Origin of the sequence: Enterobacter sp. CPE_E863 (assembly GCF_046521465.1) — a bacterium.
Lineage (GTDB): Bacteria > Pseudomonadota > Gammaproteobacteria > Enterobacterales > Enterobacteriaceae > Enterobacter > Enterobacter adelaidei.
In genome coordinates this window covers 4,376,404-4,391,820 of record NZ_JBKFZX010000001.1, presented here as the reverse complement: position 1 = coordinate 4,391,820, position 15,417 = coordinate 4,376,404, and the positions used below count along the sequence as shown (strand labels likewise).

Below are 15,417 nucleotides of genomic sequence, written 5' to 3'. Positions count from 1 at the left end.
GAGGTATTGCCCGGCAAGCGCAGCGCTGCCGGGCATAAAGCATTAGCCGGTGTTACGCATACCTGCCGCAACGCCTGCAATCGTCACCATCAGCGCCTGTTCAACGCGTGGATCCGGCTCTTTACCTTCTTCTTCCGCCAGACGCGAACGATGCAGCAGTTCTGCCTGCAGGACGTTCAACGGGTCGGTATAGATGTTACGTAGCTGAATAGACTCGGCAATCCACGGCAGGTCCGCCATCAGGTGTGAGTCGTTGGCGATATCCAGCACCACTTTGATGTCACCTTCCAGCAGTTCGCGCAGCTCTTTACCCAGTGCCCACAGCTCAGGTTTCACCAGGCGCTGATCGTAGTATTCCGCCAGCCACAGGTCAGCTTTCGAGAAGACCATCTCCAGCATACCCAGGCGGGTTGAGAAGAATGGCCAGTCGCGACACATAGCTTCCAGCTCGCTCTGTTTGCCATCTTCTACCACTTTCTGCAGCGCGGCACCGGCACCCAGCCAGGCTGGCAGCATCAAACGGTTCTGCGTCCAGGCGAAGATCCACGGGATAGCACGCAGGGATTCTACGCCACCGGTTGGGCGACGCTTCGCAGGACGTGAGCCCAGCGGCAGTTTACCCAGCTCCTGCTCAGGCGTCGCTGAACGGAAGTAAGGTACGAAGTCTTTGTTTTCACGCACGTAGCCGCGGTACAGATCGCAGGAGATATCTGACAGCTCGTCCATAATATGACACCAGGACGCTTTTGGCTCCGGCGGCGGTAGCAAGTTCGCTTCCAGAATAGCGCTGGTGTAAAGCGACAGGCTGCTGATGGTGACTTCTGGCAGACCGTACTTGAAGCGGATCATCTCGCCCTGCTCGGTCACGCGCAGGCCGCCTTTCAGACTTCCCGGCGGTTGTGACAGCAGTGCGGCATGAGCAGGTGCACCGCCACGGCCAATGGAACCGCCGCGTCCGTGGAACAGGGTCAGCTCAATACCGGCTTTCTCACAGGTTTTAATCAGTGCATCTTGCGCCTGGTACTGGGCCCAGGATGCTGCCATTACGCCCGCATCTTTTGCGGAGTCAGAATAGCCAATCATGACCATCTGTTTGCCCTGAATAAAGCCACGATACCAGTCGATGTTCAGCAACTGGGTCATGACATCATTGGCATTGTTCAGGTCATCGAGGGTTTCAAACAGCGGCGCGACCGGCAGGGCGTAGTCGATACCGGCTTCTTTCAGCAGGAGATGAACGGCCAGCACGTCGGACGGCGTTTTCGCCATGGAGATCACATAGGCCGCCACCGATCCTTTCGGCGCATCAACGATCGCTTTACAGGTGTTGAGAACTTCGCGGGTGTCGTTGCTTGGCTCCCAGTTGCGAGGCAGCAGAGGACGTTTGGAGTTCAGTTCGCGGATCAGGAAGGCCTGCTTGTCGGCTTCGGACCAGCTTTCATAATCGCCGATGCCGAGATAGCGGGTCAGTTCGCCCAGGGCTTCGGTATGACGGGTGCTCTCCTGACGCACATCGATACGCACCAGCGGTACGCCAAAACACTTCACGCGGCGCAGGGTATCAAGCAACTCACCGTTCGCGATGATGCCCATCCCACAGGCCTGCAGAGATTTATAACAGGCGTACAGGGGCTCCCAGAGCTGTTCGTTCTGGCTCAGAAGACCTTCGGGTTTTGGCAGGCGCTGGCCTTTAAGTCGTGCTTCCAGCCAGGCCTGAGTAGCCATCAGTTGACTGCGCAGTTTTTTCATCAGGAAACGATACGGCTCGCTGGCACCTTCTTCACCAGCCAGCTCGCGCAGTTCCGGTGTTGCTTCAACCATCGACAGTTCGGAAATCAGTACCTGAATGTCTTTCAGGAACAGGTCGGTGGCCTTCCAGCGGCTCAGCAACAGGACATGACGGGTGATCTCTGCGGTCACGTTCGGGTTGCCGTCGCGGTCTCCGCCCATCCAGGAGGTGAAGCGCACTGGAACAAAATCCACCGGCAGGCGGTAGCCCAGGTTCTCTTCCAGCTGTTCGTTCAGCTCGCGCAGGTAGTTAGGAACCCCTTCCCACAGGCTGTTTTCTACCACCGCAAAGCCCCATTTGGCTTCATCAACCGGGCTTGGGCGATGCTTACGAATTTCATCGGTGTGCCAGGATTGGGCAATCAGCTGGCGCAGGCGGCGCATCAGCTGGTTGCGCTCGTAGTCAGCGATGTCTTTGTTATCCAACTGCTTCAGGCAGTTGTTCACTTCCACCATTTTATGGATCAGGGTACGACGGGTGATTTCGGTTGGGTGCGCGGTCAGTACCAGCTCCAGCGAAAGGGACTCCACCGCTTTTTTGATGGTGTCTTCATTGAGGCCTGGCTGATCTTTGAGTTTACGAAGCGTACGGGCAATGACTTCCGGGTTGCTGGCAGCTTCGCCATTTGGCGAAATGCTGTGGTATTGCTCAGCGGTGTTTGCCAGGTTAAGGAACTGGCTGAATGCGCGTGCAACGGGTAACAGCTCATCGTTAGAGAGGTTCTGCAACGTGGTTAGCAGCTCCTGACGATTGGCCTCATTACCTGCACGAGAAGATTTCGATAGCTTGCGGATGGTTTCAACACGGTCGAGGATGTTCTCCCCCAACGCATCTTTGATGGTATCTCCAAGCACTTTGCCGAGCATACTGACATTACTACGCAACGCGGAATATTGTTCGTTCATAAAAACCCAGTCACCCCATCATTTTTGTTTATGCCCAGTCGAAACTCTTCTGGACATTATTTTGTCATCTCCCTTTATAAAGCCACGTAAAACCCCCGTCGTCAATTGCTGCGAAAACGGTTCAGCAAACGAATAAATGTGGGTAATTTACGAAATTTAATTCGCTTCGCGTCAGATAAGTGATGCTTATGGGAATGTGACGGAGATCGCGAGATTTTCCCCTCTCAGATGAGAGGGGAAAGGTCATTAATGCCAGCAGAAGTGATGCACAACCTGAGTAATCAGTTCGCGGGTTGGCTTGATAAAGCGAGTTTCCAGATACTCATCCGGCTGGTGGGCCTGGTTGATGGAGCCAGGGCCAAGGACCAGCGTCGGGCAGAGCGTTTGAATAAACGGCGCTTCGGTGCAGTAGTTCACCACATCGGTTTTCTCGCCGAGCAGTTTTTCCACCACGTCGACCAACTGGTGATCCGGCGGGCACTCATAGCCCGGAATTGGCGGATGCAGATCGGAAACCGTCAGACGGCCTGGCCAGCGTTCACTCACCGGTGCAAGGGCTTCTGTCAGTAATCCGTTCAGATCGCTCAGCGTCATACCCGGCAGCGGGCGGATATCCATGTGCAGCTCGCAACAGGCGCAGATACGGTTGGAGGCATCGCCGCCGTGAAGGCTACCGAGGTTCAGCGTCGGATAAGGAACGGTGAACGAATCATGGTGATAGCGCTCTTTCAGGGAATCACGCAGCTGCATGATGTGGCCGATGGCATCGTGCATCAGCTCAATGGCATTCACGCCGCGCGCCGGGTCGCTGGAGTGGCCGGACTGGCCCAGCACGCGCACTGCCGTCGAGATATGGCCTTTGTGCGCGCGAATCGGTTGCAGAGACGTTGGCTCGCCGATGATCGCGCAATCCGGGCGAATCGACGTGTTTTCAGAGAAGTAGCGAGCGCCCGCCATGCTGGTTTCTTCATCGGCGGTCGCCAGAATGTAGAGCGGTTTCTTCAGTTTCGTCACGTCGACGTCACGCAGCGCGTCGAGGATAAAGGCGAAGAATCCTTTCATGTCGGCGGTGCCCAGACCGTAGAGCTTGTTGTCATGTTCGGTCAGGGTGAACGGATCGCGCGTCCAGCGGCCGTCGTCAAACGGTACGGTGTCAGTATGACCGGCCAGCAGCAGGCCGCCCGCACCGGTTCCGGTGCTGGCGAGCAGGTTAAATTTGTGGCGGGTTCCGGGGACGGGCTGAACCTCAACGTTAAACCCAAGATCGCTAAACCAACCCGCCAGCAGATTGATTAAAGACTCATTGCTCTGATCCAGCGCTTCTTCGGTTGCACTGATGGACGGTGTGGCAATCAGGGCGCGGTAGATCTCGATAAATGGCGGTAAGTTCATTTTCATTGTTGACACACCTTAGGTCGTGATAGTATCAATATTCATGCAATAAATGTGAATAAAAATACATTAACGTTGAGCATAAAGGAACCCGATGTTGAATACGCTGATTGTAGGCGCTAGCGGTTATGCGGGCGCAGAGCTTGTAAGCTACGTGAATCGCCATCCACATATGACCATAACCGCTTTGACCGTGTCAGCGCAAAGCAATGATGCAGGAAAGTTAATTTCTGATTTGCATCCGCAACTTAAGGGCATTGTTGATCTGCCGTTGCAGCCAATGTCTGACATCAGTGAGTTCACCGAAGGCGTCGACGTGGTGTTTTTGGCCACTGCGCACGAAGTCAGCCACGACCTGGCACCGCAATTTCTGGCGGCCGGTTGTGTGGTGTTCGACCTCTCTGGCGCGTTCCGTGTTAACGATGGCGCGTTCTATGAAAAATATTACGGTTTTACCCATCAGCACCCGGATCTGCTTGAAAAAGCGGTGTACGGCCTGGCGGAGTGGAGCGCAGACAAACTGAAAGAAGCGGATCTGATTGCAGTCCCGGGCTGCTATCCAACGGCGGCGCAGCTTTCTCTTAAGCCTTTGATCGACGCGGGCCTGCTGGATCTGAACCAGTGGCCAGTGATCAACGCCACCAGTGGCGTGAGCGGTGCCGGGCGCAAGGCTGCTATCTCCAACAGCTTCTGCGAAGTGAGCCTTCAGCCGTATGGTGTGTTTAACCACCGTCATCACCCTGAAATTACCACCCATCTGGGCGCGGAGGTGATTTTCACCCCGCACCTGGGCAGCTTCCCGCGTGGGATCCTCGAAACCATTACCTGCCGCCTGAAACCGGGCGTAACCAAAGAACAGGTGAACGAGGTCTTCACTCAGGCATACGCGGATAAACCGCTGGTGCGTTTGTACGATAAAGGCGTCCCGGCGCTGAAAAACGTGGTCGGTCTGCCGTTCTGCGATATCGGCTTTGCTGTGCAGGGCGAACACCTGATTGTGGTCGCCGCAGAAGATAACTTACTCAAAGGCGCTGCCGCTCAGGCCATGCAGTGCGCAAATATTCGTTTCGGCTTCCCTGAAACGCAGGCTCTTATTTAAGGTGTGATGATGAACCCATTAATTATCAAACTCGGTGGTGTACTGCTGGACAGCGAAGAGGCGCTGGAGCGTCTTTTTACCGCGCTGGTTAACTATCGCGAATCGCACCAACGTCCGTTGGTGATTGTTCACGGTGGCGGCTGCGTGGTGGATGAGCTGATGAAAGGGCTCAACCTGCCGGTGAAAAAGAAAAATGGTCTGCGCGTTACGCCTGCCGATCAGATTGACATCATCACCGGTGCGCTGGCGGGGACGGCGAACAAAACGCTACTGGCATGGGCGAAGAAACACCATATTGCTTCCGTTGGCCTCTACCTGGGCGATGGCGATAGCGTAAAAGTGACTCAGCTCGACGAAGAACTCGGTCATGTTGGACTGGCGCAGCCAGGTTCGCCTAAGCTGATTAACACGTTGCTGGACGGTGGTTTCCTGCCGGTGGTCAGTTCTATCGGTGTCACCGAAGAGGGTGAGCTGATGAACGTGAATGCGGACCAGGCGGCAACGGCACTGGCGGCAACGCTGGGCGCAGACCTGATCCTGCTTTCCGACGTGAGCGGTATTCTGGACGGCAAAGGTCAGCGCATTGCGGAAATGACGGCGGCGAAAGCCGAGCAGCTGATTGCGCAGGGCATTATTACCGACGGTATGATCGTCAAAGTGAACGCTGCACTGGATGCCGCGCGCACGCTCGGTCGTCCGGTCGATATCGCCTCCTGGCGTCACGCGGAGCAACTCCCGGCGCTGTTTAACGGCACGCCGATTGGCACGCGTATTTTAGCGTAAGTTTTTATTGAATGACCGTAGGCCGGGTAAGCGTAGCGCCACCCGGCGGAACTAACGAATAAAGGAACGATGTTATGGCACTTTGGGGTGGGCGTTTTACACAGGCAGCGGATCAGCGGTTCAAACAGTTCAACGACTCTTTGCGCTTCGACTACCGCCTGGCCGAACAGGATATTGTCGGCTCTGTGGCCTGGTCCAAAGCGCTGGTGACAGTTGGCGTACTGACCGCAGAGGAACAGCAGCAGCTGGAAGAAGCGCTGAACAACCTGCTGGAAGAAGTGCGCCTGAACCCGGATCAAATTCTCCAGAGTGATGCCGAAGACATTCACAGCTGGGTAGAAGGCAAACTGATCGATAAAGTCGGTCAGTTGGGTAAGAAGCTGCACACTGGCCGTAGCCGTAACGACCAGGTCGCAACCGATCTGAAGCTGTGGTGTAAAGATACCGTTGGCGAACTGCTGGCCGCTAACCGTCAACTGCAGAGTGCGCTGGTGGAAACCGCGCAGAACAACCAGGACGCGGTCATGCCGGGTTATACCCACCTGCAACGTGCGCAGCCAGTGACGTTTGCGCACTGGTGCCTGGCCTATGTCGAGATGCTGGCGCGTGATGAAAGCCGTCTGCAGGATACCCTGAAACGTCTGGACGTGAGTCCGCTGGGTAGCGGCGCGCTGGCCGGTACGGCGTATGAAATTGACCGTGAACAGCTGGCAGGCTGGTTGGGCTTTGCCTCTGCCACCCGTAACAGCCTGGACAGCGTGTCTGACCGTGACCACGTGCTGGAACTGCTCTCAAATGCTTCAATCGGCATGGTCCACCTGTCGCGTTTCGCAGAAGACCTGATCTTCTTCAACTCCGGTGAGGCCGGGTTTGTCGAGTTGTCTGACCGTGTGACTTCAGGTTCTTCCCTGATGCCGCAGAAGAAAAACCCGGATGCGCTGGAGCTTATCCGCGGCAAGTGTGGCCGCGTCCAGGGCGCGCTGACCGGCATGATGATGACCCTGAAAGGGCTGCCGCTGGCGTATAACAAAGATATGCAGGAAGACAAAGAAGGGCTGTTCGACGCGCTCGACACCTGGCTGGACTGTCTGCATATGGGCGCACTGGTGCTGGATGGTATTCAGGTGAAACGCCCGCGTTGCCAGGAAGCGGCGCAGCAGGGGTATGCCAACTCCACTGAGCTGGCGGATTACCTCGTTGCGAAAGGCGTACCGTTCCGTGAAGCGCACCATATTGTGGGCGAAGCGGTAGTGGAAGCGATTCGCCAGGGTAAACCGCTGGAAGATCTGGCGCTTGCCGAGCTGCAGAAGTTCAGCGCGGTTATCGGGGATGATGTTTATCCGATTCTGGCATTACAGTCTTGTCTGGATAAGCGTGCGGCGAAAGGCGGCGTGTCACCTAAGCAGGTCGCGCAGGCGATTGCGGATGCGAAAAACCGCTTAGTTTAAACTGTGAGGGTGGGTGCCCTCATCCCGACCCTCTCCCACGGGGAGAGGGAGAAAAACCGAGCCTGGCTTAACGCCAGGCTTTTTTACACAAAAAAAAAGCGGACCACGGGGTCCGCAAAAGTTCACGTTGGCTTTAGTTGTTCGAGTTTTGAGAGAAACTCGCTGACGGAGCGGGGTCGTTTTGGGTCAAACACGTGCCGCCTCGTCTATGTGGTGTATTATTCAACAGAATGCTTGATAGGGATAATCGTTCGTTGCTATGCTATCTATCGCCATGAACTATCGTGGCGACGGAGGATGAATAATGAATATTCGTGATCTTGAATACCTGGTAGCGTTAGCCGAGCACCGTCATTTTCGCCGCGCGGCAGATTCCTGCCACGTCAGCCAGCCTACGCTGAGCGGCCAGATCCGCAAGCTGGAGGATGAGCTTGGTGTGATGCTGCTGGAGCGCACCAGTCGTAAGGTACTGTTCACCCAGGCAGGTCTTTTGCTGGTTGATCAGGCGCGTACCGTGCTGCGCGAGGTCAAAGTGCTCAAGGAAATGGCAAGCCAGCAGGGGGAAACGATGTCAGGCCCACTGCATATTGGCCTGATCCCAACCGTTGGCCCGTACCTGTTACCGCACATCATTCCGATGCTGCACCAGACGTTCCCGAAACTTGAAATGTACCTGCATGAAGCGCAGACCCATCAGCTGCTGGCGCAGTTAGATAGCGGTAAGCTCGACTGTGCCATTCTGGCGCTGGTCAAAGAGAGCGAAGCCTTTATTGAGGTGCCGCTGTTTGATGAGCCGATGATGCTGGCGATCTATCAAGATCACCCGTGGGCGAACCGCGATCGCGTGCCGATGGCCGATCTGGCCGGCGAGAAGCTGCTGATGCTGGAAGATGGCCACTGCCTGCGCGATCAGGCGATGGGTTTTTGCTTTGAAGCGGGTGCTGATGAAGATACCCATTTCCGCGCAACCAGCCTGGAAACGCTGCGTAATATGGTGGCTGCGGGAAGTGGTATTACACTGCTGCCTGCGCTGGCCGTACCTCGTGAACGCACGCGAGATGGCGTGGTGTACCTGCCGTGCATTAAGCCAGAGCCGCGCCGTACGATTGGCCTGGTTTATCGCCCGGGTTCGCCGCTGCGCAGCCGCTATGAGCAGCTGGCAGAGGCCATCCGGAGTTCAATGGATGGCCATTTTGACAGCGCGTTAAAACAGGCGGTTCAGACCGTTTAGTGCCGCTACCCGATAGGCTTCTGCCATGGTCGGGTAGTTAAAGGTGGTGTTAACGAAGTACTCGATGGTGTTACCACCCCCTTTTTGCTCCATTATCGCCTGGCCGATATGAATGATTTCCGCGGCGCGTTCACCAAAGCAGTGAATACCGAGGATCTCTTTCGTCTCGCGATGGAACAAAATCTTCAGCGTTCCCACGCTCATCCCCACGATTTGCGCGCGCGCCAGATGTTTAAACTGGGCACGACCTACCTCGTAAGGCACTTTCATGGCCGTCAGTTGCTGTTCGGTTTTCCCGACTGAGCTAATTTCCGGGATGGTGTAAATCCCTGTCGGAATATCTTCAATCAGATGCGCCGTTGCTTCGCCTTTCACCAGCGCCTGAGCCGCAATGCGTCCCTGGTCGTAGGCTGCTGACGCGAGACTTGGATAGCCAATAACATCCCCGACTGCATAAACGTGCGGCAGGGCGGTCTGGTACATACTGTTGACCTTCAACTGACCGCGACTGTCGGTTTCCAGACCAATGTTTTCCAGCGCCAGTGAATCGGTGTTACCGGTACGGCCGTTGGCATACAGCAGGCAGTCGGCTTTCAGCTTCTTGCCAGATTTCAGGTGCATGATCACACCGTCATCGCAGCCTTCGATTTTCTCGTACTCTTCGTTGTGGCGAATGACGACACCGCTGTTCCAGAAGTGATACGAGAGGGAATCCGACATCTCCTGGTCGAGGAAGGCCAGCAGGCGATCGCGGGTGTTGATCAGGTCAACTTTGACCTCCATGCCCCGGAAGATCGACGCATATTCGCAGCCAATCACCCCAGCGCCATAGATAATCACGTGGCGTGGTTCGTGGTGCAGGCTGAGGATGGAGTCACTGTCGTAGATGCGTGGGTGCGAGAAATCTACATCGGCCGGGTGGTACGGGCGTGAGCCGCAGGCAATAACGAATTTTTCAGCGGTGATGGTTTCAACCGAACCGTCGTGGCATTCGAGCGCCAGGGTGTGCTCATCAACAAAATGCGCGTTACCCTGCAAAATTTCACAGTGGTTACGCTCATAAAACCCCTGACGCATACGTGTCTGCTGGTTAATGACGGTATCCGCGTGATTCAGGATGTCGGCAAAGGATGAACGAAGAAGTCGGGAGTGGTCGCTGTAGAGAGGGTTCTGGTTAAATTCGATAATGCGGCTAACGGCGTGGCGGAGGGCTTTCGAAGGGATGGTGCCCCAGTGGGTGCAACCGCCGCCAACATTATGGTAGCGCTCAATGACCGCTACTCGGGCTCCCTGTTTCACCAGACCCATAGCAGCACCTTCGCCGCCGGGGCCGGAACCAATAACTATTGCGTCGTAATCGTAGGAATGTGGCATGGCAAGGCTTACCTGTTCTTATACATAAAAGCAACAGAATCATAACATCATTGCCAGAGTAACCCAATTATCGTTGTGCTTTTTTCGGGCAGTGAAGCACAAACCGCGCGTAAACAATCATTCACAAAGCCAGGCAAACAGATTAATTTTATTCTCTGGTATAGTGCCATCAGGCCTTTGGAAGGATTCAACTATCGTGATGGGCGTAAGAGCACAACAAAAAGAGAAAACCCGGCGTTCGCTGGTGGAAGCCGCATTCAGTCAACTGAGTGCCGAGCGTAGTTTTGCCAGTTTGAGCCTGCGTGAAGTTGCGCGCGAGGCCGGGATTGCGCCAACGTCCTTCTATCGTCACTTCCGTGATGTGGATGAACTGGGTCTGACCATGGTCGACGAAAGTGGTCTGATGCTGCGTCAGCTCATGCGCCAGGCGCGTCAGCGTATCGCAAAAGGCGGCAGCGTGATCCGCACCTCCGTGTCGACCTTTATGGAATTTATCGGCAATAACCCCAACGCGTTTCGTCTGCTTCTGCGCGAGCGTTCCGGAACCTCTGCGGCGTTTCGTGCTGCCGTCGCGCGTGAAATTCAGCATTTCATCGCGGAACTTGCCGACTATCTTGAACTCGAAAACCATATGCCGCGTGCGTTTACTGAAGCACAGGCTGAGGCGATGGTGACGATTGTTTTCAGCGCGGGTGCCGAAGCGCTGGATATCAGCATTGAACAACGCAAGCAGCTCGAAGAGCGACTGGTATTACAGCTTCGCATGATTTCTAAAGGTGCGTACTACTGGTATCGCCGTGAACAAGAGAAACTGGCACATCAAACCGAAGAGTGAAGGTGAGTAATGAAACAGTCAGGTCAGGATAAAGGGACGCTGTTGCTGGCATTGATCGCTGGCTTATCCATTAATGGTACGTTTGCCGCTATTTTTAGCTCAATCGTACCTTTTTCGATTTTCCCGCTAATTGCACTGGTGCTGACGGTTTACTGTCTGCATCAACGTTACCTGAACCGCACTATGCCGGTCGGGTTACCGGGGTTGGCTGCCGCCTGCTTTATTCTGGGTGTGTTGCTGTATAGCACAGTGGTGCGTGCCGAGTATCCGGATATCGGCTCTAACTTCTTCCCTGCGGTACTGTCTGTGGCGCTGGTGTTCTGGATTGGCTCGCGCATGCGTAGCCGTAAGAGCCAGTTACCAGAGTAATGAATTATTTGTAAGGCAGGTGAGCGAAGCTCCACCTGCCAAAAATGCCAGATAATTACTTCGCCGTGAGCAGTACACCACACTCCATATGGTGCGTATACGGGAACTGATCGAACAGCGCCAGACGTTCAACCTTGTGCGTCTGGCTTAATGTTTCGAGGTTCTTGCATAGCGTCTCCGGATTACAGGAGATGTACAAAATACGCGGGTACGCCTGCACCATCTTCTCGGTTTCGCTGTCCAGGCCACTGCGCGGCGGATCGACAAAAATCGTCTCACACTGGTAGCTCTTCAGATCAATGCCCTGCAGGCGATTAAACTCGCGTACGCCGTTCATGGCCTGCGTGAACTCTTCTGCGGCCATACGAATGATCTGCACGTTGTCGATATGATTAGCCGCGATGTTGTACTGTGCCGCAGCAACCGATGGTTTTGCGATTTCTGTGGCCAGCACGCGCTCGAAGTTACGCGCCAGCGCCAGCGAGAAGTTGCCGTTACCGCAGTACAGCTCAAGCAGATCGCCCGTCGATCCTTCCGTCGCCTTCAGCGCCCACTCAAGCATCTGCACGTTCATCGCGGCGTTCGGCTGGGTGAAGCTGTTCTCTACCTGACGATACACCATCTCTTTACCCGCCACCGGCAGACGCTCGTCGATGTAATCCTGATCCAGCATGATTTTGGTTTTGGTAGCACGGCCAATCAGATGAACATTGATGTTCTGCGCGCGCAGCGCATCGCGCAGGGCTTCTGCCTGCTCGCGCCACTCGTCATTCAGCGCTTTGTGATACAGCAGAGAGACAATCGCCTGGTTACTTTGGGTAGTCAGGTAGTCAATCTGGAACAGCTTATTGCGCAGCACTGGGTTGGTGCGCACACCGTCCATAATGAGGGTCATTAGCTGGTTAATCAGCTCGCTCGCCGCCGGAAAACTGTCTACGCGGATACGGGATTTTGTCTGCTGATCAAAAATGATGTGGTACAGGTCGTCACCGTCGTGCCAGATGCGGAACTCGGCGCGCATGCGGTAGTGGCTGACAGGAGAGCGGAACACCTCGGGAACGGGCGCGTTGAAAGGCGTCATCATACTTTGCAGGCGGACAACTTTCTCTGCCAGCTGCGCGTCGTACTGTTCTGTCGGGAGGTGTTCTGGGGTCATGATGCGTCCTGAGTGATAAAGAATTACGCGGGGATTGTAGGCATTGTTCAGGGGATGTCCAGATTTAATGGCTAATAGCTATCTGGACATCTTTACGTGTCTAATTGTAGCATTCTGTTTCCGGTCTCCTGAGAGTGAAAAGGGAATCCAGTGTAAATCTGGAGCTGACGCGCAGCGGTAAAGACTGGCGGGATGAGCGTTGTAGACACTGTGAAAATGGGAAGTCTTCATCCTTCTAAAGCCACCTAGCCCGAAGACCTGCCGGGATCACGTCGCATTTGGTTTCATCATCGCGTGCTATAGATGAATCCTGCGGCATCCTTCTTATATTGTGGATGCTTTAACAATGATTAAAAAAGTATCGCTGCTGACGGCGTTGTCCGTCACGGCATTTTCGGGCTGGGCGCAGGATAGCGCAGACTCGTTGGTGGTGACTGCAAACCGTTTTGAACAACCGGCAAAAACCGTTCTGGCTCCGACATCTGTTGTGACGCGTGAAGATATTGAACGCTGGCAGGCAAAGAGTGTGGTGGAAATCATGTCACGTCTGCCTGGCGTGGATATCGCGCAAAGCGGTGGAATGGGCTCGAACTCTTCGACATTTATTCGCGGAACTGAATCTCGCCATGTGCTGGTGCTGATTGACGGTATTCCTTTGAATAACGCCGGGATCAGCAACGTACCTGACCTGAGCCAGATCCCGACTTCCCTGATTCAGCGTATTGAATACATTCGTGGCCCACGTTCGGCTCTGTATGGTTCCGACGCGATTGGCGGTGTGATCAACATCATTACCGGACGCGATAAACCGGGTGCGGAAATTTCTGCAGGTGTGGGGTCTAAGGGTTACCAAACCTATGATGGCTCTTTCCAGCAGGTTCTTGATAAAACCAGGATCACCATGGCGGGTAACTATACCTATACCCGTGGTTTTGATATTGCAGCCCAGGACGCACCGCGTCAGCCTGACCGCGATGGCTTTATGAGCAAGTCACTGTACGGCTCTGTGGAACAGCAGATTACCGACAGCGTGAGCGGCTTCTTCCGTGGTTTTGGTTATGACAACCGCACGGCGTATGACGGTTACGATCACTATGACGCCAACTTTATGGTGGATGGGCGACCGGATACTCGCCAGCTCTACAGCCAGAACTGGGATACGGGACTACGTTACAACCAGGGGATTTTCCAGTCACAACTGGTGGCGGGTTACGGTCGCAGTAAAGATCAGAACTATGACCCGAAGAAAGGGCGCTATGCTGATTCCGCAACGATGGATGATGTGAAGCAGTACACCACCCAGTGGCTTAATACTGTTGAAGTCGGTCACGGCAACATTGGTGCAGGACTGGACTGGCAAAAGCAGAAGACGCAGGCCGGAACGGGCTACCTGGATAAAGGTTACGAGCAGCGTAATACCGGCGTTTTCGTTTCAGCGATGCAGCAGTTCAACAGCGTGACGCTGGAAGTGGCGGCGCGTAATGACGACAACTCCAACTTTGGTAACCATGGAACATGGCAAACCAGCGCAGCGTGGGAGTTTGTGGATGGTTATCGCGTGATAGCCTCCTACGGTACCGCATTTAAAGCGCCTACGATGAGTCAGATCCACAGTGCGAACTATGGTAATCCAGACCTTAAACCGGAAGAGAGTAAGCAGTGGGAAGGAGGTTTTGAAGGCCTGACGGGACCGGTTAACTGGCGTATTACAGGTTATCGTAATGATATTGATAATCTGATCAGCAGCGATCCGCATACATACCGTTACTACAACGTTGATGAAGCGCGTATCAAAGGCGTGGAAGCCACGGCGCAGTTTGACACTGGCCCGGTAGGCCATCAGATTTCTTACGATTATGTTGACCCACGTAATGCGAAAACCAACGAAGTCCTGGCACGCCGCTCTAAGCAGCAGGTTAAGTATCAGCTTGACTGGCAGGTCTGGGATCTCGACTGGAATCTGGCGTACCGTTATCTGGGAACTCGCTACGACGTTGCGATCGATCCGAATACCTATGCGTCAGAACGTGTGAAAATGGGTGGCGTAAGTTTGTGGGATATCGCAGTTTCATATCCTGTCACCTCTCACCTCACAGTTCGTGGTAAAATAGCCAATCTGTTCGATAAAGATTACGAGACAGTTTATGGCTATCAAACTGCAGGACGGGAATACACCTTGTCTGGCAGCTACACCTTCTGATCCGCGTCCCACTGTACTGGTGTTTGATTCCGGCGTTGGTGGGCTTTCGGTCTATGATGAGATTCGGCATCTCCTGCCGAATCTCCATTACATCTACGCTTTTGATAACGTCGCTTTTCCGTACGGTGAAAAAAGCGAAGAGTTTATTGTTGAGCGTGTGGTTGAAATTGTTACCGCGGTACAAAAGCGTTACCCCCTTGCGCTGGCGGTTATCGCCTGCAATACGGCGAGTACGGTTTCCCTTCCTGCCTTGCGTGAAAAATTCCAGTTCCCGGTTGTGGGCGTCGTTCCTGCAATAAAGCCAGCCGCGCGTCTGACGGCGAACGGTATCGTTGGTTTGCTGGCAACACGTGGCACCGTGAAGCGTCCTTATACGCGTGAACTGATCGACCGCTTTGCTAATGAATGCCAGATAGCAATGCTCGGATCGGCGGAGCTTGTCGAAATGGCTGAAGCGAAGTTGCATGGACACGCTGTTTCGCTGGAAGAGCTGCGCCGCATTTTGCGCCCGTGGTTGCGGATGCCGGAGCCGCCAGACACCGTTGTTCTGGGATGTACCCATTTCCCTCTTTTACAGGAAGAGCTTCTGGCTGTTCTGCCAGAGGGGACTCGTCTGGTGGATTCCGGTGCGGCAATTGCGCGTCGTACTGCCTGGTTGCTGGAACATGAAGCGCCAGATGCAAAATCTACCGATGCAAATGTCGCTTTTTGTATGGCGATCACAAAAGAAACTGAACAACTTTTGCCCGTTTTACATCGTTACGGCTTTGAAACGCTCGAAAAACTGGCGTTGTAGCACGGTTTTGAGCAAAAAAGAGGCGGTTGAAAGTTTTTTT

Annotated in this window: 12 protein-coding genes and 1 riboswitch; of the genes, 8 read left to right on the top strand and 4 right to left on the bottom strand. The window is 54.5% G+C overall.

Annotation, left to right across the window (positions count from 1 at the left end; translation table 11 throughout):
- Positions 1-42 precede the first annotated feature (42 nt).
- Both ppc and argE read right to left on the bottom strand, forming a co-directional pair.
- Positions 43-2,694, bottom strand: coding sequence for a phosphoenolpyruvate carboxylase (ppc, locus tag ACLHV8_RS21590; RefSeq protein ID WP_028018095.1), 2,652 nt, complete (start codon positions 2,692-2,694; stop codon positions 43-45).
- A gap of 246 nt (positions 2,695-2,940) precedes the next feature.
- Positions 2,941-4,092 carry an acetylornithine deacetylase gene (gene argE / locus ACLHV8_RS21585; RefSeq protein ID WP_028018094.1) on the bottom strand — a complete coding sequence of 384 codons (1,152 nt, stop codon included), beginning with the start codon at positions 4,090-4,092 and terminating at the stop codon, positions 2,941-2,943.
- A gap of 88 nt (positions 4,093-4,180) precedes the next feature.
- Between argE and argC the strand changes: the two genes are divergently transcribed.
- The 4 genes from argC to oxyR all read left to right on the top strand — a co-directional run bounded on the left by argC (position 4,181) and on the right by oxyR (position 8,647).
- Positions 4,181-5,185 (top strand): N-acetyl-gamma-glutamyl-phosphate reductase, encoded by a 1,005-nt coding sequence (argC, locus tag ACLHV8_RS21580; protein ID WP_108091192.1) that lies wholly within the window; start codon positions 4,181-4,183, stop codon positions 5,183-5,185.
- A 6-nt stretch (positions 5,186-5,191) separates the two neighbouring features.
- On the top strand, positions 5,192-5,968 hold the full coding sequence (gene argB, locus ACLHV8_RS21575; protein WP_108091191.1) for an acetylglutamate kinase: 777 nt from the start codon (positions 5,192-5,194) through the stop codon (positions 5,966-5,968).
- Between the two features lie 74 nt (positions 5,969-6,042).
- On the top strand, positions 6,043-7,416 hold the full coding sequence (argH, locus tag ACLHV8_RS21570) for an argininosuccinate lyase (protein WP_129324967.1): 1,374 nt from the start codon (positions 6,043-6,045) through the stop codon (positions 7,414-7,416).
- 304 nt (positions 7,417-7,720) lie between these two features.
- Positions 7,721-8,647: a DNA-binding transcriptional regulator OxyR gene (gene oxyR / locus ACLHV8_RS21565; RefSeq protein ID WP_028018090.1), complete on the top strand. Its 927-nt coding sequence runs from the start codon at positions 7,721-7,723 to the stop codon at positions 8,645-8,647.
- Here the strand turns inward: oxyR and sthA are convergent.
- On the bottom strand, positions 8,621-10,021 hold the full coding sequence (gene sthA, locus ACLHV8_RS21560; RefSeq protein WP_028018089.1) for a Si-specific NAD(P)(+) transhydrogenase: 1,401 nt from the start codon (positions 10,019-10,021) through the stop codon (positions 8,621-8,623). The two genes, oxyR and sthA, sit on opposite strands and share 27 nt — an antisense overlap.
- A gap of 196 nt (positions 10,022-10,217) precedes the next feature.
- Here sthA and fabR point away from each other — a divergent pair, with 196 nt between their 5' ends.
- Positions 10,218-10,856, top strand: a complete 639-nt coding sequence (gene fabR, locus ACLHV8_RS21555; protein ID WP_028018088.1) for an HTH-type transcriptional repressor FabR — start codon at positions 10,218-10,220, stop codon at positions 10,854-10,856.
- 9 nt (positions 10,857-10,865) lie between these two features.
- Positions 10,866-11,225: a YijD family membrane protein gene (locus ACLHV8_RS21550; RefSeq protein WP_008501783.1), complete on the top strand. Its 360-nt coding sequence runs from the start codon at positions 10,866-10,868 to the stop codon at positions 11,223-11,225.
- 55 nt (positions 11,226-11,280) lie between these two features.
- Here the strand turns inward: ACLHV8_RS21550 and trmA are convergent, their stop codons facing one another.
- Positions 11,281-12,381, bottom strand: a complete 1,101-nt coding sequence (gene trmA / locus ACLHV8_RS21545) for a tRNA (uridine(54)-C5)-methyltransferase TrmA (protein ID WP_049004893.1) — start codon at positions 12,379-12,381, stop codon at positions 11,281-11,283.
- A gap of 104 nt (positions 12,382-12,485) precedes the next feature.
- Positions 12,486-12,662, top strand: a riboswitch (cobalamin riboswitch).
- Between the two features lie 65 nt (positions 12,663-12,727).
- On the opposite strand from trmA, the gene btuB reads away from it, so the two are divergent.
- Together btuB and murI are read left to right on the top strand one after the other, a co-directional pair.
- Entirely contained in the window at positions 12,728-14,581 is a 1,854-nt protein-coding gene (btuB, locus tag ACLHV8_RS21540; protein WP_208594694.1) for a TonB-dependent vitamin B12 receptor BtuB, read from the top strand.
- Positions 14,526-15,377 (top strand): glutamate racemase, encoded by an 852-nt coding sequence (murI, locus tag ACLHV8_RS21535; RefSeq protein WP_208594693.1) that lies wholly within the window; start codon positions 14,526-14,528, stop codon positions 15,375-15,377. The genes btuB and murI overlap by 56 nt, the downstream gene beginning before the upstream one ends.
- Positions 15,378-15,417 lie beyond the last annotated feature (40 nt).